The organism is Priestia sp. BR_2 (assembly GCF_041954005.1).
Taxonomy (GTDB): Bacteria; Bacillota; Bacilli; order Paenibacillales; family Paenibacillaceae; genus Paenibacillus_AQ; species Paenibacillus_AQ lautus_A.
This window is the reverse complement of record NZ_JAVFHM010000087.1, coordinates 1-24244: the sequence shown is the minus strand read 5'-3', so window position 1 is coordinate 24244 and position 24244 is coordinate 1. Positions and strand designations below refer to the sequence as shown.

Genomic DNA, 24244 nt, shown 5'->3' with positions numbered 1-24244 from the left:
GGTCCGACATGGCACAGACAATGGAGACGATGAAGAAGCCTGGCGCCCAGCCGACACGGGAGGACAAGTCCAGGGGATCCTTGCAGCGGGGAGAGAACCTATGGGGGATCGCATTCGTAAGCCCGATGCTGATCGGCGTTATCATTTTGGTGCTGTTCCCGATATTGGCTACGCTCGTGCTGGGTTTTGCCGATTGGAATTTCGTGCAGGGCTGGGACGGCATCCAGTGGGTCGGGTTTCAGAATTTCCGCCAGCTGCTGGAGGATGACATGTTTATCAAGTCGGTACGCAACAACGTCTTGTTTCTCCTGACGGTTCCGGTCTACATGATGATCTCGATGACGCTGGCCATTTTGATCGACCGGTTTGTCTATATGAAGGGCTATTTTAAAGTGGCTTACTTCATGCCCTACATATCCAACATCGTGGCGGTGGCCGTCGTATGGCAGGTGCTGTTCCAGCCGTCCTACGGTCCGATCAACGAAATACTCCGGACGCTCGGGATGTCCAATCCGCCCAAGTGGATCGCGGATCCGAATTTCGCGCTGATTTCCATCATGCTGATATCGATCTGGATCTCCATCGGCTTCAATCTGATTATTTATATCGCCGGCCTGCAATCCATTCCGAAGGATCTGTACGAGGCGGCGGACATCGATGGAGCCAACGGCTGGACCAAGTTCAGGCGCATTACGCTGCCCCTGCTGTCGCCGACGTCATTTTTCCTGCTGGTGACGGGGATCATCTCCACGTTCAAGGTCTTTGACATCATTGCCGTCATGACGCAAGGGGGACCGATCGGCTCGACGACCATGATGGTGTGGTATTTGTACGATACGGCATTCGTCAACCTGAAGGTCGGTTACGCATCGTCCATTGCCGCGGTTCTGTTCGGCTTCGTTATGCTGATTACGCTGGGGCAGTGGGCCGCTCAGAAGAAGTGGGTCAACTACTAAGAGGGAGGGTGCTATATGGGGACAAGAGTCGGCGTCGACTGGCGCAAGCTTATCGTCACGATCGCGATGTTCGCGGTGAGCATTCTGTTTCTCCTTCCTTTTATCTGGATGCTGGTGACATCCTTTAAGGTGGAGCGTGACGTATTCGTATATCCGATTCAATGGATTCCGCGGGAGTGGAACGCGATTCAGAATTACAGGGAGGTATGGTTCGGGGATTATCCCTTCTACCTCTATTATTGGAACTCGGTCAAGGTCAGCATACTGACCACGATCATCTCGGCCATGGTATCCGCCCTGGCGGCCTACGGCTTCTCCAAAATCCGGTTTGCCGCCGGCAATTGGCTGTTCATCATCGTGCTGGTGACCTACATGATCCCGGGCCAGGCCATCCTGATCCCGCAGTTTATTCTGTACCGCAACATCGGGCTGTTCGACAACCACTTCGGCCTCATTATGCTGGGAAGCTTCAGCGTGCTCGGAACGTTCATGCTAAGGCAATTCTTCATGGGGGTGCATCAGGAATTCATCGAATCCGCCAAAATCGACGGCGCGAACCATCCGCGGATCTTCTGGTCGATTGCGCTGCCGCTGGTGAAGCCCGCTGTTGCCACGTATGCGATCCTGCGGTTCATCTGGACGTGGAACGATTATCAGAATCCGCTCATCTTCCTGCGGACGGACGGGCTGTTCACGATTCCGCTGGCGATGCAGAAATTCACCTCCTTGAGCGGAGAATTCTATTCCCTGATCATGGCGGCTGCCGTGTCGGCGATATTCCCGCTGCTGATCGTTTTTATCATCGGCCAGAAGAGCGTCATCGAAGGCATTGCGCTGGGCGGGGTCAAGGGCTAGGGACCTCGGGAATGAACGGGGTAAAAATAGTTCCAACATCAGTAAAGATTGTTTTATGGTTAAGATGTAAACGCTCTATATAATGTGGATAGTCACAGCTAGAATCGTCACGACCTTACATACCGATATCAATGGGGAGGGTTATAGACAATGATGAACAAGAAATGGTGGTCAGGCGTTCTCACGGCCGCGATGGTGATCGGCTTGCTGTCCGGCTGCGGCGGAGCGAAAGAGAATGCGGCGCAAGGTGATTCCGCGCAAGGCGGGGGCAAGACCAATCTGAGGCTGTACACCTATGGCACGGAGGAAGCTTACAATTGGAAGAAAACGATCCAAGCCTATGAAGAGGCAACCCCGGGCGTGACCATTGAGCTGGTCCAGCTCAGCGAGAAGGGGGATACGCAGGAGGCGTTCAAGAAGCTTGACCTGGAGGCGGCATCCTCGGCCCAGATGGACATTCTGATGTTCAGCGATCCGGCGGGTTATGCGCAGCGGGTGGCGCTCGGCATGGCCGAGCCGCTGGACGACTTTATCGCGAAGGACGGCTACAGCGTGGAAACGGATTATAAAGTGGATACCCGCCTCGACGGCAAGGTCTATGCGCTGCCCGGCAAGTTCAACCCCTGGTATGTGCTGCTGAACAAGGATCACCTGGAGGAAGCGGGGCTGCCGGTTCCGACGGACTGGACCTGGGACGAATATGCGGACTATGCCAAAAAATTGACCCAGGGCGAAGGAGCGTCGAAGCGCTACGGGACGTACTTCCATGGTCCGCAAGGGGGCGGATGGCTGGAATTTCTGAAGCTGATGATGGCCAATCAACCTCAGGATACCGACTATTTGAAGGCCGACGGCTCTTCCAATCTGGATAACCCGACCTTCAGGCAGACGCTGGAGCTGCGCGTGCGGATGGAGAAGGAGGACCAATCCTCGGTGCCTTACACGGACATGATCTCCCAGAAGCTGAACTACCGGACGCAATTCTTCAATCAATCCGCGAGCATGATCACGATCGGCAGCTGGATGAACACGGAGATCGGCGGAACGGATAAAGTGCCGCTGGACTTCAATGTCGCCGTAGCCCCATTCCCGAAAAACGAGGCAGGCGATCCGACGGGACTCACGCCGGTAACCACGGATTACGTGGCGGTGGCAGCCAAGTCGAAGCATAAGGAAGAGGCTTATCAATTCGTCCGCTGGTATACAACGGAAGGGCAGATCGTGCAGGGCAAGAACATTCCGGCCTGGCAGCAGGTGAAGACCGAGCAGGTGGAGGAGATCATCGACACCATTCTGGCGGGCACGAAGAGTCCGGAGAAGGTAGACAAAAAATCGCTCGTGGACACATTGGTTGCCTCGAAGGCCTCGGCCATCGTGCCGCCGGCGCCTTATCAGGCGGAAGTGTACGAGGCGGTGAACGAGGAATACGAGAAGCTGATACTGGGCAATCAGGATATTGACCAGACCATAACGAATTCGCAGGAGCGAGTGAACAAAATTATAGAATCCAACAAAAAATGATCTGGTATAATAGACAAAAAAATCGGGACGAAACTCTTCGTCCCTTTTTTTGAATTCGCGTACATCATTCCCGTCACGCCATACCCGAGGTGGATCCTATGCCCGCACGATTGAAGAGCCTGATTCCCAGCTCCATCAGGCATAAGCTGATATTGGCTGCCGTCACCTGCATCGTGGTTCCCGCCATCGTCAGCTTGATTCTGTATAATTCGTTAACGAAGGAAGCCTTGAGGCAGCAGGCGGTATCCAACGCAAGCGATGCCCTTCAGCTGGTCCGCGGATCGGTGACGAATCTGCTCTTAAGCAAAATCAATATCGCCAACTATATCCAGATGAATTCCGGTTTGAATTCCTATTTCAAGCAGGTGGTATCCGGCAACGAAGACCCCGATCCTTATCGCAGGTTCATGGAATCCAACCGGGTGCTGGAGCATCTGGACAGCTTGACGGTCGTCGGCGAGAAAAGCTATGTCACCGTCATTCTGGAGAACGGCTCCTATTACATGAATTATTCCGTAAGCGATTACAATCCGCTCGATTACAGGCAGCGCCCCTGGTTTGGCCAAATTTCGGAGCTGCAAGGCTTGGAATCCCTGTGGACGGAGCCGGAGGCCACGATGTTCCGCTCGGACCAGATCGATCATCCGACGCAATTATCGGTGGTGCGCACGCTCCGGCTGCCGGATTCCGAAATTTACGGTTACGTGATCGTGACGTTCATGGAGGATCAGATCAGCGGGATCTTCAACTCCCTTTCGGAAGGCAACGATATGGTGCTGCTGGATGCCAAGGGAACCATCGTTTCCGGCAGTCATCAGAGCCAGATCGGAACGACCTTTGCATATCTCGATGACTTGGATCAAGAAAAGCCGTATTCGATCGTGCCGGTGAAGGGGGAGAAGCAGCTGATGGTACACCAGGACATCCCGTTTGCCGGGTGGCGCCTGGTGCTGATGCAGCCGTACAAGGATGCGATCGTCAATATCAACTCGATTTTCAACCGGGTGTTCTGGTTTCAGATGTGCTTCTTCCTGATCTTTCTGCTGCTGCTCATTGCGCTTGTCCGCGCGTTTACGAAGCCGTTAGTCAAGCTCGGTAAAGTCGCAACCTCCGTACAGCGCGGAAATTTGGATGTGAGGTCGAATGTTCATGGCAATGATGAGGTTGGACGGCTGGGGCATTTATTCGACGACATGCTGGACCGGTTCAAAGCCATGATCTCGGAAATATCCGAGAACCAGGCGAGAAAACGAAAAGCGGAGCTCCGAATGCTCCAAGCCCAGATCCATCCCCATTTCCTGTTCAATGTCCTGAATTCGATCCGGATGAAGGTCATGAAACGGGGCGATCCCGAAAGCGCCAAGATGATCGGCTCCCTGTCCGTGCTGCTCCGCATGACGATCAGCCGCGAAGAGGACGAGATTGCGCTTCACGAAGAAATCGACCTGATCTCGCATTACGTCGCCCTGATGAACCTTCGGCAGAAGGAGGAGGTCCGGCTGGAGTTGGATATCGCGCCGGAGGCTTTTCTCTTCAAAGTACCGCGCTTTTTTCTGCAGCCGATCGTGGAGAATGCATTAATCCATGGGCTCAACCAGCAGGCAGGGACGATTCGGATTGCAGCCGACATGAAGGGCAGGCATCTTGTGTTGGCCGTGAAGGACGACGGCATCGGCATGGATGCTGCGATGAGGGAGTCGATTGCCCGGAGAATCCAGGGCGGATCCGCCGGATCCTCGATGCAGGAGGAGGCAAGCGGAGGCAGCTTCTCCCATATCGGTCTGCAAAATGTGATGGAACGGATGAGCATGGTGTTCGGCGAGGCTTTTCAATGCCACGTCTACAGCGAGCCTGGCCAAGGAACGGTGATCGAGATGTATATACCGGAAAGAGGGAATGCGGATGTATAACGTGATGCTGGTGGATGATGATTATCCGGTCATTGAGCTGTTGTCGGAGGCCATCTCGTGGAATGAGCTGGGTTTGAACCTGATGGGAAGCTATGAGAACGGAATGAGTGCTTGGGAGAAGGCGAGATCTTCGCCCCCTGACATTCTGATTACGGATATCGGCATGCCCAAAATGAACGGGCTTGAGCTGTCCGCACGCATCAAAGAAGTGAAGGCCGATGTGCGGATCGCCATTCTGTCCTGCCACAACGAATTCCAATATGCCCAGCAGGCCATGCGCCTGAACGTGCAGGATTATCTGCTGAAGGATACGCTCGACCCCGAGGAGCTGGCCCAGCTGCTGAGGCGGTTCAAGCAGGCGATGGACGAGGAAGCCCAGAAGGGCTGGGAGCGGTCGCGGATGATCCATCTGGTGGACGAATCCAAGGAGCTGCGGAAGGAGCAGAGCCTCAAGAACTTCATCCATCAGCCCCTCCTGTCCCCCGAAACATGGCGGCATGAGCTGTCGGAATACGGCGTGCTGAAGCCGGGTTATCACTGCCTGCCCGTGGTCGGACATCTGGAGGATGTCCGGGAGATCAAGCACCGCTTCGCTTCCAACCAGACGCTGCATTTTGCCCTGGGCAACGTGCTGCGGGAGGTGCTGGATCAGTTGAATCCGGATGCGGTGCATGTCCTATATGATGCAAAGTCTTCGCTGCTCCTGTTCGCGTATCGACCCGGCTTGGGCAGCAACATATACGATGAGGCCGCCGCCTGCCTGAAGGAGGTGCAGCGGACGCTCGAGCGCGTGCTGCGAATCCGCATGTCGTTCCTGATCGGCAGGGGGTGCGCGGAGCCGGAGGGCTTAAAGGCAGGGCTCAATGAACTGCTGGCCTGCCGGCATCAACGATTCTATCTGGAGCCGCAGGAGATATCCAAACTGAACGGAGCGCTTGAACAGAAAAGTCTTAATGGGGATCCTGATCTCTTTGCTTATTATGACCGGGCCAGTTCGGAGCTGCGGGAATCGCTGCTCGGAAAAGAGGGGTTATGCGCGGTGCGCGACGCGGTCAATCGGTGGGTCTCATGGATTCAAGAGAAGCGGTACGCACCGGAATCGGTCAAGGACTGGGTATTGAAGCTCCTGCTGGATCTGAAGCTGAGGCTTCATCTACTGCATTCGCTGTCACCCGCCTATACGGCCGATGCGCTTCACAAAGAGATCATGGACATGGATTCCCTGAACGAGCTGAAATCCTGGCTTCACGATTATTTGGAATCCACCCTGCAGGCTATGGACCGGGGATTCGGGGGCAGCAGACGATCGGAAGTGGCGGAGGCTTGCAAATACGTGTCCCTTCGGCTTGACCAGAGGATCACGCTGGATGACGTTGCGGGCTGCCTGCACCTGAATCCGAGCTATTTCAGCCGGATGTTCAAGAAAGAAACCGGCGTGACCTTCATCGAATACGTCACCCGCATGAAGATGGAGCGCGCCAAGGAGCTGCTGCGGCAGACGGACCGCACGGTCGGGGAAATCTGCGAAAGTCTGGCTTACGACAATGTAAGTTATTTCAGCAAGACATTTAAGGCGTATGCGGGGGTAACCCCCGTAGAGTTCCGGAACGGTTGAAAGGATGTCTAACCGGCGCCACCAACAGGCGTTGAAACGGGAAGGAGGAGGGTCCTAGTCCGATGAACAGGATACAAGAGCTGACAACGATCGTGAACGGGATGGCTCCCGCCGATCTGCGGCTGTATTACCAAAGCGGGGACCAGAGTTCCTTCTGGGAAGGGATCCGGCAAAGCGAAGATTACGAGCAGGACATATCCGAGATTCGCGAGGAAGGGGAGCGGCTGCTGTCTGTCCCGAACCCGCCGCTGACGTATGACTTATTCACCCGGTTTGCCCGGCAGGGAACGAGGCTGGATTATGAGAAGGTGTATTTCGACCGTCGGCGCCGGCTGAATACCTTTGCCTTGCTGACCCTTCTTGAGCCGGATAAGGAAGCGTACCGGACTGCTCTCCAAGAGATGATCTGGTCCATCTGCGATGAGTATACCTGGTGTTTGCCGGCGCATGTGAACGTGGAATCGCCCGGCTGCATCAAGGAGACGATTGATCTGTTCAGCGCCGAGACCGGGTTTACCCTCAGCGAAATCCGCGTGCTGCTGCGGGACCGTCTGCCTTCGCTGCTGATCTCGAGAATCGGGGAGGAGGTTGAAGCGCGGTTGTTCCTCCCTTTCCTAAGCCGTGAGCACGGCTGGGAGACGGCGACGCATAATTGGTCTGCCGTCTGTGCCGGTTCCATCGGCTCCGCGGCGCTGCTGCTTATGGAAAGCGGGGAATCCCTTGCGAAGGTTCTGCTGAAGACGGAGCGGTGCATGGACTATTACCTGCAGGGCTTCGGCCCCGATGGAGCCTGTCTGGAAGGGCTGGGATATTGGAATTACGGGTTCGGGTATTTCGTGTATTATGCCGATTTGCTCCGCAAGCGCACCCGGGGCGAGATGGATTGGTTCCGTGTGGAGAAGGTCGGCCGCATCGCCTTGTTTCAGCAGCAGGGCTTTTTGGGAGGAAAGGCCGTCGTCAACTTCTCCGATTCGCAGCCGGAAAGCACGGTACATATCGGCTTGTCTCATTATCTGTCCGCATTGTACGCAGACTTTGAGTCTCCGCCGCAGTCTCTCCGGTCGGGCTACCGCGACGACCATTGCAGCCGCTGGGCTCCGGCTTTGCGCAACCTGATCTGGCGGAACCCCTTGCTGGCGGGGGGCGATTGGGAAGAGGCAAGTTATTATTTGCCCGATGCCCAATGGCTGATCTCCCGCAGCTTCCATGGGGGCGAAGTTTACGCGTTTGCCGCCAAGGGCGGCAGCAACGGCGAACCGCACAACCATAATGATCTTGGGCATTTTATTCTGTACGGCGCCGGGGAAGCCTGGTGCTCGGATCTCGGCTGCGGCGAATACACGGCGGAGTATTTCGGCGAAGGACGGTATGGCTATGATTGCAACGGCTCCCAAGGCCACTCCGTACCGATCATCGACGGCCATGTTCAGCAAGAGGGCCCGGATAGCGCCGCGGTTGTATGGGAAGCGGTGACGGGTGAAGCCGTGGATCGGCTTGCGCTTGAGCTGAGCTCGGCCTACCGGGCTCCTGCGCTTCGGGCATTCACGAGGACGCTGGAGTGGAACAAGAAGGGGAATCGGCCGGAACTGACGCTGAGTGACCGGTTTACGTTCGGTTCGCCCCCGGAGAGTCTGGTGGAGCGGATCGTCACCAGGATACGGCCCGAGCTGGTACTGATGGATGGCCGGCAGGCTGTTAGGCTGCGGGCACCGGGTACTTATGAGCAAGCAGAGGCAGGAGGACCGGAAGTCGTTCAGGCCTTAGAAAAGAAGAAGGAGCCGATTGCTGCTGAAGAAGGGACCGGGGAGCAGCCTAAGGTACAGGACACAAAGCCGGATCCTGCCTTTTCCGTGGACGACAGGTCCGGCCTGCTGATCCACTATGATAACGACCTTGTGGAGCCTGAGCTGACACGCCATGTTTTCCGTGATCACTTCGGCAAGGAAGCGGCTTGGTATGCCGTGGATTTTAAAGTGAAGGCCCTTGGCTTGCATGCGGATATCGATTTCAGATTTCAATTCATATGAACAGAGGAGTGGAGAGGAATGAAAACGGAGGTCGCTTTGGATTGGTTGACGGAGGCATGGGAAAAATCGCTTGCGAAGACGCGGCGGAACGTAGCGCGGATCGGCGCGAGGTTTCCGCATGCCAGCCAGAATGGCGTCTACCAGCTGGAGCCGCCGCATTGGTGGACGGCCGGCTTCTGGCCGGGCATGCTGTGGCTTTTGTACAACGACAGCGGGGGGGCGGAGCTTAGAACAACCGCCGAGCAGTGCGAGGTCATTCTGGATGACGTACTGAACCAGTATGTGCGCCTGGATCACGATCTCGGTTTCATGTGGACGCTGACCAGCATGGCTTCCTACAAGCTGATTGGCAGCGAAGAGTCCAAGGTGCGCGCGCTCAAAGCAGCCAACTACCTGGCTGCACGCTTCAACCTGAAGGGACAGTATATCCGAGCCTGGAATCCGTGGTCGGAAGGGAAGGATAACGCGGGTCTCGCCATCATCGATTGCGCCATGAATACGCCCCTGTTGTTCCTGGCGTCGCAGATCAGCGGCGATCCCCGCTACCGGCATATGGCCGAAGCGCATATGGATACGGTGGTCCGCGACTTCGTCCGGCCGGACGGTTCCGTCTATCACATCGTACGATACGATCCGGTTACCGGTGAGCGCCTGGAAGGGATCGGCGGGCAGGGCTTTGCGCCAGAATCCGCCTGGTCCAGGGGAACGGCGTGGGCGATTTACGGCTTGACGCTTGCCTACCATCATACGGGCAAGTCGATCTACCTCGATACGGCCAAAACGGTGGCGCATTTCTTTCTGGCGAATCTGCCAGAAGACCATGTGCCGTTCTGGGACTTCCGCGCGCCGGACGAGGCCCGCATCTACCGGGATTCGTCCGCCGGTGCCTGCGCCGCCAGCGGGCTGCTGCTGCTGGCTGACAAGGTGGGGCCGGGACAGGCTGCCCTATACCGGACATCCGCGGTCCGGATTCTGGAATCGCTGTACCGGAATTACGGCACATGGGACAACGACGGGGAGGAAGGTTTGATACTCCATGGAACCAGCCATTATCCGGAGGGCAAGAATATCGACGTGCCCCTGATTTACGGCGACTTTTTCTTTGTGGAAGGGCTGGCGCGGCTGAGAGGGAAGGGGCCGTTTTACTGGGAATAACGGAGATTGAAGCGGCGCTCGGGAAGGAAATAGTGGAAGTAAGGCAAGGAAGAGGATATGGGAATTAGAAGAAGCATTCCGGGAATGGAGTTAGAATGTTAGATGAGCATACAGGTTACTGGGAATCCCGAGGTAGGCTTGATCCATCCGGTTGCCCGGAATCCGCTGAGAACAAGACGGGACGTGCAGGAGGCGCTCTCGCAGCTGCTGGAGCCTTTAAGCAAATGCTACAGCGAGGGGCGCGCACGCTTAATCCTTGAGCGTTCGGGCGCCGATGCCTATGCCGATATTGCGGAGATGGAGGGTTTCTCTCGCGTCTTGTGGGGGCTCGTTCCCGCCGTTGCCGGCGGCTCCCATGACGGGCTGTGGGAGCTATGCCTGCAAGGGATTCGCGCAGGGACGGATCCGGAGCATGCGGAGTACTGGGGGCAGGTGAACGACTATGATCAACGGCTGGTGGAGATGGCGGTGTTCGGATTGGCCTTTGCCCTGATTCCGGACCGCATCTGGCAGCCGCTGAGCGAGAAGGAGAAGGCCAACCTCTATCAGTGGCTCGATCAAATCAACCATCATCCTTGCTATGATTGCAATTGGCTGTTCTTCCATGTATTTGTCAACGTTGGTTTCCGCAAGGCAGGCTTGCCATACGATGCCGGGCAGCTGGAGAACAATCTCCGGCGCATTGAGGAATTTTATCTGGATGCAGGCTGGTATAGCGACGGGATCGGGGGGCACTGTGATTATTACGTGCCGTATGCTTTTCATTTCTATGGCTTGATCTATGCGCAGCTGATGGGAGACGAGGATCCGGAACGCGCCGGGCGCTACAGGGAGCGGGCAGCGTTGTTTGCACGCGATTTCATCCACTGGTTTGCACCCGACGGGTCGGCCGTTCCTTACGGACGCAGCTTGACGTACCGCTTTGCGCAGTCGGCCTTCTGGTCGGCTGCTGCGGCATATGCCGGGCTGGACGGGTTTAGTCCGGGCCAGCTGAAGGGACTGGTCCTTAGAAATCTCAGATGGTGGTTTCAGCAGCCTATATTCGACCGGGACGGCGTGTTGACGGTGGGTTACGCTTACCCGAACCGAATCATGTCGGAGAACTATAACGCGGCCGGCTCGGTGTACTGGTCGCTGAAGACGTTCCTGATCCTGGCTTTGCCGGATAGCCATCCGTTCTGGACGGCCGAGGAGCAGGAGCTGGCGGAGACAGGACGTATTTCGGTGCAGGAGCCCGCACATCTGGTGCTTTGCCGCGAGCCGCAGACCGGCCATGTGGCTGCGTTCAATACGGGCCACCCGTCTACCAACGAGCATACGCATACTTCCGCCAAGTACGAGAAGTTTGTTTACTCTACCGCCTTTGCGTTCAGCGTGCCGAGGGCGGAATGGGGACTGGCCCAGGGGGCTTTTGATTCCATGTTGGCCCTTAGCGAGGGCGATCGGCTGTTCCGGGTCAAGCGCTTATGCGAGGAGACGCGGATTCGGGAGCATGTGCTGTATGCACAATGGAAGCCGTGGAGAGACGTCGAGGTAAGGACCTGGATAGCGGCAGGACTGCCATGGCATATTCGCATCCATCGGATCAGCACGGAACGAATGCTCGATGCTGCCGAGGGCGGGTTTGCATTAGGCTTGGGATCTCTGAGCAGCTCCATGGTTGGAGAAGAGGCAGCATCGGCTTCCGGCACTTTCGGCACGAGTGCTATTTATGGCATGCTCGGTTACGATACGGCAGAGCTCATCTATCCTCATGCTAATACGAACCTTTTGCATCCCCGCACTGTCATACCTACACTGAGGGCGGCGCTTGAACCCGGAACCCATTGGCTCATCGCGGCCGTGCATGGCACCCCCAGCGCTCCCGGCATTCCCTCCATTGAGGAGCCTTCCATGGAAGACGTGAAAGAAAGGCTGGGCGTAGAGATAGGACAGCGTGAGATTAAAATTAGGACGCAGACGGGGAATGTCATCGTGATTCCGATGGACTAACGGGCAGGTGATCTCACCCTAATAGGTATGTGTTATGAAGCAGTGGTTTGTCAGAGCTAATATAGATCATACAGATAAAGCCGGGGGTCATTAACCCCCCGGCTTTCAATATCATGGCCTTCCGCCCGCGCGAATCATCGCAAGGGCTTATTTTGTCAAATAGGAACTGGTCAGAGGAACAAACAGGGAAGTGCCCGGACCTTCATCAACGATCTCCACAAAAATAAAATCGGCAGCCGATACATCGACGTCTACGCCGACCAGGCCATCTTCAGCACCCAGGGACACCTTTTTGAGCGTTGAGTTGTTGTGGTCCATAATTACGATTTCTTGCGCACCGCCAGTCACGGCCAGCTCAAGATGCAGGTTGGCATATTTTTTACCCGTCATGATCTGGAAGCTGTTGCCTTGTTTGGCCGAATCGGTATGTAAATAAACGTCTTTATAATCTTTGCCTTTGTAGACCGTATCGCTGGAATCTTTGGTGTGCCAGGCTGATGTCCCCAATACGGAGGCTCCGAGCGAGCTTAATGATAACGGACTGGAGGTTTGGGATGGGGATCCCTGATTGCCGCCAATCAGTACGGAAGAAGTTGCGCTGTCATAACGAATGTCGATATTCATCAGATCGCCTACAGCTCGCACAGGCAAGTACGTCGTGCCGTTGTAAGTGATCGGCAGCACGGTTTTGCCGTTTGCGTCTTTCGGCGTTACCACCGTACCGTTTAATTTCAGGGAAATCTTGCTGTTCAAATAGGCTTTGATTGGCTCCAAAGCTGACGACGCCATAGCGCCTGTACCAATCCCCAGCGTGAGTGTACCCGCCAATAACCCATACAATACTTTTTTCTTCATTAAAATCACTCCCAAAATTTAGGTTAATTTTCATGCTTTATAGTATTAAAGTGTCTGAAGGAAGTCAACCCTCTTTAAAGGGAAGGCCCGATCCTTCATAGCCGTATACGGGTAACGGCTGTGCATCCGGGTTATGCTTGTTGCGAAAAAACTCTTTTACGAAAGCTTGCCAGAAAAGGGCGGGATATTTTCATGAAAAGTGATACAATGATAGAAATACGTAAATAAGGGTAGCGGATGGATCAACGTTTACCTGGCAGCGAAGTGGGAGTGTGATCGAGAGAATGGAAGAGACGTATACGGCAAAACGGGCAGTCAGCATGGAGGACATCGTGCGCGCACACCACGTGCTTCGCGAAGTGATCGTACGCACGCCGCTGCAGCGGGATGCAGTACTGTCAGCCAAGTATGACTGCGAAGTGTATCTGAAGCGCGAGGACCTGCAGGTGGTTCGCTCCTTCAAGATCCGCGGCGCTTACAATATGATTCGCAGCTTGTCGGAGGAAGAACGCAGCAACGGCATTGTGTGCGCAAGCGCGGGCAACCACGCGCAAGGGGTGGCTTTCTCCTGCAACGCGCTGAATATCAAAGGCAAGATTTACATGCCGAGCACGACCCCGAACCAGAAGGTGAAGCAGGTGAAGCGTTTTGGCGGGGGCAGCGTCGAGGTCATTCTGACAGGGGATACCTTCGATGATGCATATGCCGAAGCGATTAAGGCATGCGACGAGTACGGCATGACCTTTATCCACCCGTTCGATGAAGCGAAGATCATCGCGGGCAACGGCACGATCGGGATGGAGGTTATGGAGGAGCTGGACGCGCCGGCCGATTATATGTTTGTCACCATCGGCGGCGGCGGTCTTGCGGCCGGCGTGGCAACCTACGTCAAAACCGTCAGCCCAACGACGCAAGTCATTGGCGTCGAACCGCTTGGGGCAGCGTCCATGATCGAGTCCAAGAAGCAGGGCGAGGTCGTCACCATGCATGAGATCGACAAATTCGTGGATGGCGCCGCCGTGAAGCGCGTCGGGCAGCTGACGTATGACATCTGCTGCGAGTTGGTGGACGACATCGTGACGGTACCGGAAGGCAAGGCCTGCACCACCATCCTGGAGCTGTATAACGAGAATGCGATCGTTGTGGAGCCGGCGGGGTCGCTGGCCGTAGCGGCGTTGGATATGAACCGAGACCGGATTCGCGGGAAAACGGTCGTCTGCATCATCAGCGGCGGCAATAACGATATCGACCGGATGCAGGAAATCAAGGAACGCTCCTTGATTTACGAAGGGCTGAAGCATTACTTCATGATCAACTTCCCGCAGCGCGCGGGCGCACTCCGCGAGTTTCTGGAGGAAGTGCTCGGTCCCGACGACGATATCGCGCGCTTCGAGTATACGAAGAAGCATAACAAGGAAGACGGACCTGCCCTGGTGGGCATCGAGCTCTTGAGGCCGGAGGATTACGGCCCGCTGGTGGAGCGGATGCAGCGCAAGGGGCTGGATTACACGGAGCTGAACAAGAACATGAACCTGTTCAATCTGCTGATTTAAGAAGTACACGAAAGCACCATAAAAAGCCGGATTCCCCTAACGGGAACTCCGGCTTTTCCAGTTATTTCATGGTATGGCCTCTAGCGGTCCAGGGCGTCACCCGCCGTTAACGTCAGGATGCCTCAGTCAATCGGAACCGCCTTGGCACGGTACCGCTCCACTTCCTGGTTCAGCTTGTCTTTGTTGCTCTCCAGCACGTCGGACCAGGACTTGAGCTTTTTGAGGAGCGCGCTTTTGGAGACAGCGTCGCTGTCCTTCAGTGCTTTATCGAATGCTTGCCGCACTTCCGGGTCCAGCAGATTGTCCTCGTATTTGAACAGCGGCGTGTTGTTATAACCGTAGTATAGGCTAAGCTCGGTGAATCGAAACTTCAGCTTCACGTCCGCAGTCCGATTGGATTTGGGATACGCGCTGATAAAGGCCTCTTGCGTTAGTCCCCGATCAATGACCTCGCTCCATGGGATCACCAAAGCGGCATCGCTGACGGCAGGCTTCTCCGATTCAACGACCATGATGTCGATATAGGCTTGAATATCCTTGTTGATATAAGGCTTGTATGGCTTGAGCGTGGTATAGTCGATGATCGGGAAGATCACGCCCTCGGTCGTATAGAGCCTGTAGCCGCTGTCGCGCAGGTTGATGAGCACCTTTCGGAGCGTTTCATCCTTGGTTTTGTTAATGGTGGTGTTAATCGGCTCCCCGAATTTGTACAAGTTCATCAGTTTATCCTGAATCCCGATTTCGTACACCTTGTCGGTTTTTGCCGGGAGCGCATCATTCATCGCATTCTCCAGCTTAAGCACCAGCATGGTCGCCTGATACGCGGTCACGCTGCGGATATGCTTGGTGATGTAAGACTTGGCATAAGCCACGTCGGATTCCTTCAGCAATTTATTGGCTTTGTTGTACACGGCATTGCCGAAGGCGGCAGCTTTGCTTGAAACCGCGTTTGAGCCAGCTTGGGATGCGGGTGCTGCGCTAGCGATAACGCCGGTCTGGATCGATAGAATAAGTGCAAGGATGGCAGCAATCGCGGATTTTTTCGACTTTAACATGGTTTTTCCTCCCTTACCACACATTACCCTTATCCTATCATCTTCTATAGAACATTAGTTTACAAAGAACGAAAAAATATTAAAGATTTTGTTAAGCGCCGCCCGCGAATTCATGACGAGTTTGTATTATTTGCTCGAAAAAAGAAGTTTGGTCCCTGCGATTCCGATCAGGAATATGACGAGGCTGATCCATGGCGCAACCGTCAGTACCGGCAGCAGCCGTCCCAGCCACACGCCCGCTACCAATATCAATACCGTGATGGCGACATAAATCCCGATATTGCGAGCATTCACCTTGCGTTTGTCTTCCTCCGGCTTGAAGGCGTCGTTCTTCATCCATCTCAGCAATGCGTGGATCAGCACATAGGAACCGACTGCGATCAGAATCAGGGTCGATATGCGTACCTGCGTCATGCGCTCGACCGGACCCCCGGCCCACATCGTGATGAACCCGACCAGAGCCTGAACGAAGAAAAACCAGGTTAATGCCACCCACGGGATCATGAGATGGAATTGGAGGCTGCTGAGGCCTTTCATTTTTGGCAGCTGGTCGACCAGCTCCTTGCAATAGGATTCGGGATCGCTGCCGAATACCTCCTCGGCGCTTTTGCCTTTGGCTTGCGCGTCCAGCAGGTGCTGGGCGATTTCGAGCAGCAGCTCCTCGCCTTTTTGCTCCTGCACGGAGCTGCTGCGGATATAGACAACCATGTCTTGGTAATAGCTTAGGTTGTTCGGCTTCATGGCATCCTGGAGTCGGTTGTTCTCTTTGATCATCTGTTTGGTATTCATCTTTACTGTCCTCCGCGGGTTAAAATGTGGTCCACACTATCTTTAAGCGTTCCCCAATGTTCCTTGAATTGTTGAAGAACCTGCCGGCCTTTATCGGTCAAATTGTAATATTTGCGTGGCGGTCCCCCGGCACCTGGCGCGGGCCTTAGGGTGCCTTCGATGAGCTGCTCTTTCTGCATGCGCAGCAGCAGGGGATAGATGCTGCCTTCGCTCACAAACGTCAGCCCGCTGTCTTCCAGCAGCGTGCTGAGCTCATAACCGTAAACCTCCCGATGCTCCATGAGCGAGAGGATGCAGCCTTCGAGAATGCCTTTTAGCATTTGACTTTGGGTGGTCATGAATGTGGGGATTCCTCCTTCAGGTATATTGCTATGCAAGGTAGTGAGGCGTGAGGGGCTGGACTGCGAGTAGGCACGATAGCAGACTACCTTGTTATGCAATATATCATAGCAGATAACATGCTTGCAATGCAAGGTAGTGCTGCTGAATCTTGTCACCTTCGTGAACAAGGTATAATTCTCCGGCTCCTATTTCACAATAATAAGCATTCTGAATCTATACACGACGCCCTGATCATTCAGGGATAAGAAGGAGGAGTTCTCAGATGAGCGCTAGCTTTTTTGACGATGAATTGCACGGAGGAGACGCTGTGCCGGTACAAGGGCAGGAGGTAATCGCAAACAGCGGTGCTCTGGATGTGACACCGGCCCAGCCTGAAGGAGAATTCGTCTCCGAGCGTGAGGACCATGATCTCACCGCCGCATCCTTATGGGAGAATGATCCGGTCGGGAAGACCTGGATGAACGATTGGAGCGGGCGCGAAGAAACCCATGCGATGTTTCGCCAGAGTTACGAGTAAGGCTGAAGGTGCGGTGGTGCGTAAGGGATGAACGTTGAAGCGGACAAGAGAAGCGCATGCTTGGATTTACAGAGCCGCGAGTGGGGCGAAGGTGCGGGCGTCAGCGGGATGAACGACTTGGCAAACGGATGCCGCGTTAGTCCGTAATACAGGTAGAGGGCAGAATGGCCGTTTCTTAACCGCCAGCTTTAAATAGGCTGAATCTCGCTGCATACCGCCATTTCAGCGTTCATGGCACCGTCACACCCTTCAATCGTTTGCGTTTGACTCCTGCTCAATTGCGTTGACAATCCATAATCACGATGCTAAGATAAGTTTAATTAATTCATATTAATCTTATCGGAATTATTAATATTATGATTACGGCGCGTTATCGCAAGGAGGAATCGGCATGGAGCGGCAAATTACTATCCGGCATAATCAAGAGGAACTTACGGCAACCATCCATTACCCATTGAAGGAATCGGCTCACGGAAGCCGGTGCAATCGGGTCCCGCTGGTCATCATCTGCCATGGCTTTGTGGGAAGCCGGATCGGGGTGGATCGGTTGTTTGTCAAAACGGCGCGCGAGTTTGCCGAAGACGGGTACATGGTGATCCGTTTCGACTATATCGGATGCGGGGAAAGCTCGGGCAATTACGGCAGCGAAGGTCTAGACTCGATGATTGCCCAGACGCGTTCCGTTCTTGATTACGGACTCAGCTGCGCGGATGTCGATCCGACGCGCATCACGCTCCTCGGACATAGCCTGGGCGGCGCCGTCGCCCTGCAGACGGCCGTTCGCGATCGCCGGGTAAAGAATTTGATTCTGTGGTCCTCGGTAGGATACCCGTTCAATGATATCGTCAAAATCACCGGTCGCGACGTGTACGACACCTCGGTTAAGTCGGGATCCGCCGATTATTTGGGATACTCGTTTACCCCGGTCTTTTTCGATTCGCTGGCTCAGGGGCAGCCATTCCAGGAAGCCATCAAGTTTACGGGCAATGTGCTGGTCGTTCATGGTACCTCGGATGAGGTGATTCCAGTGGACTACGCTTTCCTGTTTCAAAAGGTGTTCTGGATGCGTCAGGAAGGCCGCTGCGACAAGGAGATTATTTTCCAGGCCGATCACACGTACTCTGCCGGACCCCAGCGCCAGCTGCTCCTTGAGCGGACGCGGGATTGGTTGAACGGGCAGGAGAACATTCAGCAGGAATGGCAGCACTGGATGATTTAAGGGAGTTATTTGGCATAATGGGCGATTTAACGGTACAATAGAGTTGTCCCTTGATTTTGAAGCTGGAGGTGGCATCGATGACGTTACCTGCTTTATTTATTGCCCATGGTTCGCCGATGATGGCCCTGGAGGACAACGAGTACACCCGCTTCCTTGAGCAGTTGGGGCGGGAGCTGCCTGCACCTAGAGGCATTGCGGTATTTTCAGCCCATTGGGACGATCCGGATCAACGGTTGACCGAGGACGCCGAGCATGGAACCATGCATGATTTTTATGGATTTCCGGAAGAGATGTACAAGATTACGTACCCTGCCCGAGGCAGTGCGGAGCTGGCAGCTCAGATCCGTCAGCGTTTTGAGGCAAAGAATCTGCACGCCAAAGCCGTAACCGGCCGCGGACTGGACCATGGGGTATGGGTCATTCTGCGCAAAATGTACCCCGATGCGAATATCCCCGTGGTGGCCTTGTCCGTGGACTCCAAGCGCTCGCCAAGCGAACAATATTCCATCGGTGCGATGCTGTCCGATTTGCGTGATGAAGGCATTCTGATTATCGGCAGCGGCGGCTTGGTGCACAATCTGCGGATGGTGCATCAGAGCGATGAGCCGGATGCATGGGCAGCTGAATTCGACGAATGGGTCGCGGAGCAGCTGTCGAATTGGGACCTGCACAATCTGTTTGCGTATGACAAAAAAGCGCCTCATGCCAGCGACGCCGTACCGTCCTACGGACGGGAGCATTTTGTCCCCTTGTTCTATGCGATGGGGGCTGCGGACAACGGCCGCAAGGCAAAGCGATTGTTTCAATCTTACCAATATGGCAGTTTGAGTCTGAACTGCTGGTCATTCGAATAATGAGAAGCCGAGCTTGGATCACAAGCTCGGCTTTTGTTGTGTTTGGGCTGTTTGAGCGCGTGAAACGCGCGAAACAAAAAAACACCCGCTGTGCGGGTGCCGGAGAACCAGAACGTAGCGCCATCGGTTTTATACACAAGCCCATGCAGTCTGAAATAAGATTGCATGGTTTTTTTTGCCATGATCCGCAGGCGCCTCGGCTATTTTTTGTATTCAACCAAACCCAAAAATTTTTCTGCACAAACCTTGTTGACATTATTGAACTACAATTGTAGTATTGATTTGTAACTACAGCTGTAGTTTATCGATAAAGATTATAGGAGAGGAGCATTACCGAATGAAAGCAGCAACGAAAGTAGCAATCGCGACCCTAAGCAGCATTCTATTACTGGGTTCTTCCGCAAACCTTGCGGCGGAGGCACAATCCGTCAAGAAAGCCCAAGCATCCGCTGTTAAAAAAACAACCGCAACAGCCAAGTCTATATCGGCAGAGGAAAAAAAGTTTATCGAAAAAGAGATCCAGAGAGTAAAGGAGTTAACCCAAGAGTCGGGTGATATGTATGTTTTGTATCATAAATACCCGCAGTTAAATAGCGGATTTGATATTAGCTATTGGGGAGGGGTGCATGAATTCACTACGTACGAGGACTACTTGAAAAAAGCTTCAACCCTGAAAGGATCCATTCTGCAGCAGCCTGCGAACCTGCCGAAGGGATATAAGTTCTTAACAGCGGTCATTGAAGCCCCGATCGAAGGAAAGTTCGTTGATGAAGTAAGAGCCGAAGGCAAGAAGAGCGGAAAGCCCATCTACATGAAAAAGATAAATTGGAAAGAAGCGGCAACCATCCGTCTTAAATATACGAACGGAGAAGACACGCTGGGCTTTTCCAAGTATGCGGTAGATTCGGTGGGAAGCAAGAAAAAAGGTTTCTTTAACGATAAGCTGCCGGCGCATGTTTTTCCAAAATACGTTTTTTGGAATGATGGCGGCAAATTTGAATACAGTATTTCACTAACCTCATTGGATCTGTCCAGGAAACAGAAGATCGAGATTCTGAAAGCAGCGGTGAAAAAATAACTTCTGCGTCAGCTATAGGTCTTGCGGACAAGCCCATACAGCTCTAGAAATAGGATGGCATGAGTTCTTTTGCAGATCAACATGCCCACAAGCGGTACAAGTATACTGCATGTAACTAAACCAAGAAAATTTTCTTCGCCAAACATGTTGACATTATCAAACTACAATCGTAGCATTAACATAACTACACATGTAGTTTGATTGAATTAACATTGGAGGTTTCATGCATGAATCATCAAATACCACCGATTACGGATGCAGAACTGGAAATTATGCGCGTATTGTGGGCTAATCCGGACTGCCCTTCCAGCGAGGTCGTAAAGAAAATGACGGATCTGATGGGGTGGAACCCCAACACAACTCGGACGCTCCTCAGTCGTCTGGTGCAGAAGGAAGCAGCGGGTGCGAAACTGGAAAAGGGTTCAAAGCGCACCCAACTATTTTATCCGATCATCAGCGAGCAGGAGTATCTGCAGTCTGAAACCAAATCCTTCATGAAAAAACTTTATGGGGGGGCCTTAAAGCCGATGCTGGCCAACTTTTTGCAGGATAAAAAACTGAATGCGCAAGAAATCGAGGATCTGAAGGCTTTGTTTGACGAGAACAGCAGCGACGGGGAAGCAGAAAAGAGAGAGCCCTGATGAGTCATACATTGCATGAAAATTTATTATTGTTTTTCGGCTGGGTCATTCGCGGATCGTTCATGGCCGGCATCCTGATCGTCCTTGTACTGATCCTGCAATTTCTACTAAAAAACAAGATTGAAGCCAGATGGAGATACTGGCTTTGGTTTCCTGTGGCCATTCGCTTGCTGCTCCCTTGGGCCCCGGAATCTTCGCTTAGCCTATACAATGTGTTGTCTCTGGAGGCCATCGTGCCCGGCATTCATCAACAAACCCAAGTTCCACCGCTTTGGAAGGAAACGGGGAGAATAAGCGAAGCGGTGGTTCGCGCTGAGAGTTCTTTAAATCTGGAAGCAGGCGGAACTTCGGAAGTACCTGCCCCATCCCTTGAATCAGAACCCGTGCAGGAGAGCGGCTTTTGGTGGAATGGGTTCAAGCAAAAAGGTTTCACCAATATACTGATGTCGGTTTGGCTTGCTGGCGTGCTGATTCTGGCCGCGAAAACGGTCTACGACCAGCTACGATTGAAACAAGCCCTGCGCGCGGGCCGAAAAATGGATACGCCTTTTTTATCGGCAGTGTTTCACGAGACGAAACAGCAATTAGGCGTGAAACGAAACGTGCAGTTTGTCGCCAGCGAGCGAATTCCCGGACCTGCCGTTGTCGGTTATAGTAAGCCGGCGATCGTCATTTCGCCAAGCCTGCTCATCACATTGAAACAGGAGCAGCTTCAATATATTCTTGCGCATGAGTTCGCGCATATTCAGCGGCGGGATGTGGCAGTGAACTGGTTGATGCATATCATCCTGATCATCCACTGGTTTAATCCGTTATTATGGCTAGCCGTACATAAGGCAAGGCAAGACCAGGAGATGGCTTGCGATGCATGCGTCTTGGATCGGATGAGCCCGCAGCAAAACATTGCATACGGACAAACGATCATCCATGTGTTGGAGCATTTTTCAGGATACCATCGCCAGCCGGGGCTTGCCGGCCTGTCCGCCACGCATAAACAAATGAAAAGGAGACTTAAAATGATTAAGCATTTTAACAAAAAATCCTACCGCCTGTCCGTTTTGGGGCTGGGAATGATTCTCGCGCTTGGTAGCGTGACGTTGGTTAATGCAAAGGAAAGCAATGCGGGGAACGTACCGCAAAAAGCTCCAGTGCAATCGGAACAGGATTCGAAAGCTGCCGTGATCTATCCGGAGGGGGATATAGACCGCGAGCTTTACAAGAAAGAACGGGAACAGGCCCGGAAAAAAGCAGAAGCCGCAGCCAAGGCTCTAACTCCAGAGGAAAAGAAGTATATCGAGGATGAGACCAATCGAGTGAAGAAACTAAGTAAAGAGACTGGTGATATGTACGTTCTGTATCATAAATATAAGGATCTTAACAGCGGATTCGACCTAAGTTATTGGGGAGGAATAGAAAAATTCTCTGCTTACGAGGACTACCTGAAAAGAGCTTCCACGCTGGAAGGTTCCATCCTGGAGCAGCCTGCCAACCTGCCGGAAGGATATAAGTTTGCCAAAGCGAGAATTGAAGGTCCAACCGAAGGAAAGTTCGTTGATGAAGTAAGGTCCGAAGGCAAGAAGAGCGGAAAACCCGTCTACGCGAAAAAGATAGACTGGAAAGAGGCGGCAACCATCCGTCTTGAATATACGAACGGAAAAGACACGCTGGCCATTTCTAAATATACGTTGGACTCAGAAGGAAGTAAGAAGAACGGTTTCTTTGAGGATGACTTACCGGCGGATATCTATCCAAAATACGTTTTTTGGCATGAAGGCGGCTTCGAATACAGCATTTCAACCACATGGGATATGTCCAAGGAACAGAAGGTCGAAATTCTGAAAGCAGCGGTGCAGAAATAACATTTTGAGCTAGCTATTTTGCGCGATAGGCCCATGCAGTCCTGTAAATAGGATTGCATGGGTTCTTTTGTTGATCATGATTTATCTGCAGTCCGAAAGAAGAGAATCCAAACTGGGAAAGGAATATATAATCAACTTGCTGTTCTGGATTGAAAACGGCAAGTCATTTAGCATCACAACCGATCCGGGACATCCGTCGACGCATGAAGATCTGATCCCATTGGCTTAATTAGAGAAGGCGCGGATGGGAACGGGCGGATGAGGTATGACGGTGAAGCGATTCCGAAATTCGATCTGCCGTCGGCCCGACAAAGACCAGCATATCGCATTAGCCCACTTTTCAATTTTGAGGAATTTAGCGGTTCGTAAATCATGATTCGAATGCCAAAAATGCGATTGCATGAAAAAGCCTGGCTTTCCAGGCGGCGCTCTAAAGAGAGCTCGTAGGCTCCCAAGTTGTATGTCACACGAGTTACGGCCTGGCCGTATCGGACCTCAGATCCGCTATTTTTGCTTTTTGCTCGCAATTGGGGGATCTATCGGACACACGATCCGTTAAATTGCGGATATCACGTAAAATGAAGGCCAAATTCGGTGAATAACGGATCTCTGGTCCGTTAGCATTAAAGAAAAGGTGGTTTTGGTCAAAATAAGGTCCGCTGAGTCCGCTAAAATGGTAAGTAGCTAGTTAGTGCCGTATAAAGTAACGTTCGAACGTAAGCACAACGCCCGAACGTATGTTAAAGCTCAAACTTATGCTAAGGCTCGAATATATGCCAAAGCTTAAAAGTAAGCTAAAGCTCAGCAGTATGCCAAAGCTCAGACGTATGCCAAAGCTCAGACGTATGCCAATGCATGAGCAGCATGCCAAAACACAAGCAGTATGTCAAAACACAAGCAGTATGTCAAATCCCAAACATATGCGAAAACACGAGGTGATATGCCGTAACTCCAACGTGCCACAACAAAAACAACCCGGCTTGATGGCTCAAGTCGGGTTGTTTAATCAATAGGTTAGTTGTTTAGGTTTCAGTTGCTTACAATGTTATGCGGTTTGTTTTTTGAAAGGTGTGTGGGTGGTGCCGTCGCCTTTCGTTGTTCTGTGCGTCATTTTGTTCCACAGGCCGCGGAGGTAAGGGAGAACCCAACGGTCGAGACCGATTTTACCGGCGTTGGCAGCAGCAACGATGATCAGCACTTCAAGCAGCAGCATTTGGGCGTTGGTGCTCACGGTACCCGAGAAGAGGAACGCGGCGTTCATGACCAGACCCATCAGGGCTGCGAAGGTGGTGAAGGTACCGAGGATCAGTCCGACCCCGACGAGGAACTCACCGAGCGGGATGATGAAGTTGAAGAGCTTCACGCCCGGCAGTGCCGCGTGCTCCAGGAACGCTGCCCACCAGCCTTGAACGGCGGGGTGATCGCCGGCTGCTTTGGCAATCGCGCCTTGC

General features: G+C 53.4%; 20 protein-coding genes. 15 read left to right on the top strand and 5 right to left on the bottom strand.

The annotated features are described in order from the left end of the window. Positions 1-8: 8 nt before the first annotated feature. From RB298_RS02260 to RB298_RS02225, 8 genes are all read left to right on the top strand, one after another. Complete coding sequence (locus RB298_RS02260; RefSeq protein WP_096774977.1) at positions 9-956, top strand: carbohydrate ABC transporter permease; 948 nt, start codon at positions 9-11, stop codon at positions 954-956. A gap of 15 nt (positions 957-971) precedes the next feature. Continuing rightward, positions 972-1811, top strand: coding sequence for a carbohydrate ABC transporter permease (locus RB298_RS02255; protein WP_277747887.1), 840 nt, complete (start codon positions 972-974; stop codon positions 1809-1811). Positions 1812-1961: 150 nt separating this feature from the next. Further along, on the top strand, positions 1962-3332 hold the full coding sequence (locus tag RB298_RS02250) for an ABC transporter substrate-binding protein (RefSeq protein ID WP_486045534.1): 1371 nt from the start codon (positions 1962-1964) through the stop codon (positions 3330-3332). Between the two features lie 98 nt (positions 3333-3430). Continuing rightward, positions 3431-5242: a cache domain-containing sensor histidine kinase gene (locus RB298_RS02245; protein ID WP_486045532.1), complete on the top strand. Its 1812-nt coding sequence runs from the start codon at positions 3431-3433 to the stop codon at positions 5240-5242. Next, positions 5235-6857, top strand: a complete 1623-nt coding sequence (locus tag RB298_RS02240) for a response regulator transcription factor (protein ID WP_486045530.1) — start codon at positions 5235-5237, stop codon at positions 6855-6857. The genes RB298_RS02245 and RB298_RS02240 overlap by 8 nt, the downstream gene beginning before the upstream one ends. 62 nt (positions 6858-6919) lie before the next feature. Continuing rightward, positions 6920-8884: a hypothetical protein gene (locus tag RB298_RS02235; protein ID WP_486045528.1), complete on the top strand. Its 1965-nt coding sequence runs from the start codon at positions 6920-6922 to the stop codon at positions 8882-8884. Between the two features lie 18 nt (positions 8885-8902). Next, positions 8903-10039: a glycoside hydrolase family protein gene (locus tag RB298_RS02230; RefSeq protein ID WP_486045526.1), complete on the top strand. Its 1137-nt coding sequence runs from the start codon at positions 8903-8905 to the stop codon at positions 10037-10039. 102 nt (positions 10040-10141) lie between these two features. Further along, positions 10142-12031 carry a DUF2264 domain-containing protein gene (locus tag RB298_RS02225; protein ID WP_486045524.1) on the top strand — a complete coding sequence of 630 codons (1890 nt, stop codon included), beginning with the start codon at positions 10142-10144 and terminating at the stop codon, positions 12029-12031. 147 nt (positions 12032-12178) lie between these two features. Here RB298_RS02225 and RB298_RS02220 read toward each other — a convergent pair whose 3' ends face one another. After that, positions 12179-12886 (bottom strand): stalk domain-containing protein, encoded by a 708-nt coding sequence (locus RB298_RS02220; protein ID WP_192569680.1) that lies wholly within the window; start codon positions 12884-12886, stop codon positions 12179-12181. 284 nt (positions 12887-13170) lie between these two features. On the opposite strand from RB298_RS02220, the gene ilvA reads away from it, so the two are divergent. Beyond that, complete coding sequence (gene ilvA, locus RB298_RS02215) at positions 13171-14439, top strand: threonine ammonia-lyase IlvA (protein WP_009592278.1); 1269 nt, start codon at positions 13171-13173, stop codon at positions 14437-14439. 122 nt (positions 14440-14561) lie between these two features. Here ilvA and RB298_RS02210 read toward each other — a convergent pair whose 3' ends face one another. From RB298_RS02210 to RB298_RS02200, 3 genes are all read right to left on the bottom strand, one after another. Continuing rightward, entirely contained in the window at positions 14562-15494 is a 933-nt protein-coding gene (locus tag RB298_RS02210; protein ID WP_486045521.1) for a hypothetical protein, read from the bottom strand. 126 nt (positions 15495-15620) lie between these two features. Further along, the gene (locus RB298_RS02205) at positions 15621-16283 is read right to left on the bottom strand and encodes a DUF1129 family protein (RefSeq protein ID WP_486045519.1); all 663 of its coding nucleotides are present in this window, start codon (positions 16281-16283) and stop codon (positions 15621-15623) included. A 2-nt stretch (positions 16284-16285) separates the two neighbouring features. After that, positions 16286-16621, bottom strand: a complete 336-nt coding sequence (locus tag RB298_RS02200; protein WP_009592352.1) for a PadR family transcriptional regulator — start codon at positions 16619-16621, stop codon at positions 16286-16288. Positions 16622-16887: 266 nt separating this feature from the next. On the opposite strand from RB298_RS02200, the gene RB298_RS02195 reads away from it, so the two are divergent. The 6 genes from RB298_RS02195 (at position 16888) to RB298_RS02170 (ending at position 22793) form a co-directional block, all read left to right on the top strand. After that, on the top strand, positions 16888-17142 hold the full coding sequence (locus RB298_RS02195; protein ID WP_096774989.1) for a hypothetical protein: 255 nt from the start codon (positions 16888-16890) through the stop codon (positions 17140-17142). Positions 17143-17533: 391 nt separating this feature from the next. Further along, positions 17534-18361, top strand: coding sequence for an alpha/beta hydrolase (locus tag RB298_RS02190; protein WP_096774990.1), 828 nt, complete (start codon positions 17534-17536; stop codon positions 18359-18361). A 77-nt stretch (positions 18362-18438) separates the two neighbouring features. Beyond that, positions 18439-19215: a DODA-type extradiol aromatic ring-opening family dioxygenase gene (locus tag RB298_RS02185; protein ID WP_096774991.1), complete on the top strand. Its 777-nt coding sequence runs from the start codon at positions 18439-18441 to the stop codon at positions 19213-19215. Positions 19216-19552: 337 nt separating this feature from the next. Continuing rightward, on the top strand, positions 19553-20293 hold the full coding sequence (locus RB298_RS02180; protein WP_486045516.1) for a hypothetical protein: 741 nt from the start codon (positions 19553-19555) through the stop codon (positions 20291-20293). Positions 20294-20520: 227 nt separating this feature from the next. Continuing rightward, positions 20521-20934 (top strand): BlaI/MecI/CopY family transcriptional regulator, encoded by a 414-nt coding sequence (locus tag RB298_RS02175; protein WP_012819123.1) that lies wholly within the window; start codon positions 20521-20523, stop codon positions 20932-20934. Beyond that, entirely contained in the window at positions 20934-22793 is a 1860-nt protein-coding gene (locus RB298_RS02170) for a M56 family metallopeptidase (RefSeq protein WP_486045514.1), read from the top strand. The genes RB298_RS02175 and RB298_RS02170 overlap by 1 nt, the downstream gene beginning before the upstream one ends. A 1045-nt stretch (positions 22794-23838) precedes the next feature. Here the strand turns inward: RB298_RS02170 and RB298_RS02165 are convergent. Next, the coding region (locus tag RB298_RS02165; protein WP_486045512.1) for a Crp/Fnr family transcriptional regulator at positions 23839-24244 on the bottom strand (406 nt) is incomplete at its 5' end.

Bases quoted from the DNA above. Each gene is read 5' to 3' on its own strand.
- RB298_RS02260 (WP_096774977.1), top strand. From the start codon at position 9: ATGGCACAGACAATGGAGACGATGAAGAAGCCTGGCGCCCAGCCGACA.
- RB298_RS02255 (WP_277747887.1), top strand. From the start codon at position 972: ATGGGGACAAGAGTCGGCGTCGACTGGCGCAAGCTTATCGTCACGATC.
- RB298_RS02250 (WP_486045534.1), top strand. From the start codon at position 1,962: ATGATGAACAAGAAATGGTGGTCAGGCGTTCTCACGGCCGCGATGGTG.
- RB298_RS02245 (WP_486045532.1), top strand. From the start codon at position 3,431: ATGCCCGCACGATTGAAGAGCCTGATTCCCAGCTCCATCAGGCATAAG.
- RB298_RS02240 (WP_486045530.1), top strand. From the start codon at position 5,235: ATGTATAACGTGATGCTGGTGGATGATGATTATCCGGTCATTGAGCTG.
- RB298_RS02235 (WP_486045528.1), top strand. From the start codon at position 6,920: ATGAACAGGATACAAGAGCTGACAACGATCGTGAACGGGATGGCTCCC.
- RB298_RS02230 (WP_486045526.1), top strand. From the start codon at position 8,903: ATGAAAACGGAGGTCGCTTTGGATTGGTTGACGGAGGCATGGGAAAAA.
- RB298_RS02225 (WP_486045524.1), top strand. From the start codon at position 10,142: ATGAGCATACAGGTTACTGGGAATCCCGAGGTAGGCTTGATCCATCCG.
- RB298_RS02220 (WP_192569680.1), bottom strand. From the start codon at position 12,886: ATGAAGAAAAAAGTATTGTATGGGTTATTGGCGGGTACACTCACGCTG.
- ilvA (WP_009592278.1), top strand. From the start codon at position 13,171: ATGGAAGAGACGTATACGGCAAAACGGGCAGTCAGCATGGAGGACATC.
- RB298_RS02210 (WP_486045521.1), bottom strand. From the start codon at position 15,494: ATGTTAAAGTCGAAAAAATCCGCGATTGCTGCCATCCTTGCACTTATT.
- RB298_RS02205 (WP_486045519.1), bottom strand. From the start codon at position 16,283: ATGAATACCAAACAGATGATCAAAGAGAACAACCGACTCCAGGATGCC.
- RB298_RS02200 (WP_009592352.1), bottom strand. From the start codon at position 16,621: ATGACCACCCAAAGTCAAATGCTAAAAGGCATTCTCGAAGGCTGCATC.
- RB298_RS02195 (WP_096774989.1), top strand. From the start codon at position 16,888: ATGAGCGCTAGCTTTTTTGACGATGAATTGCACGGAGGAGACGCTGTG.
- RB298_RS02190 (WP_096774990.1), top strand. From the start codon at position 17,534: ATGGAGCGGCAAATTACTATCCGGCATAATCAAGAGGAACTTACGGCA.
- RB298_RS02185 (WP_096774991.1), top strand. From the start codon at position 18,439: ATGACGTTACCTGCTTTATTTATTGCCCATGGTTCGCCGATGATGGCC.
- RB298_RS02180 (WP_486045516.1), top strand. From the start codon at position 19,553: ATGAAAGCAGCAACGAAAGTAGCAATCGCGACCCTAAGCAGCATTCTA.
- RB298_RS02175 (WP_012819123.1), top strand. From the start codon at position 20,521: ATGAATCATCAAATACCACCGATTACGGATGCAGAACTGGAAATTATG.
- RB298_RS02170 (WP_486045514.1), top strand. From the start codon at position 20,934: ATGAGTCATACATTGCATGAAAATTTATTATTGTTTTTCGGCTGGGTC.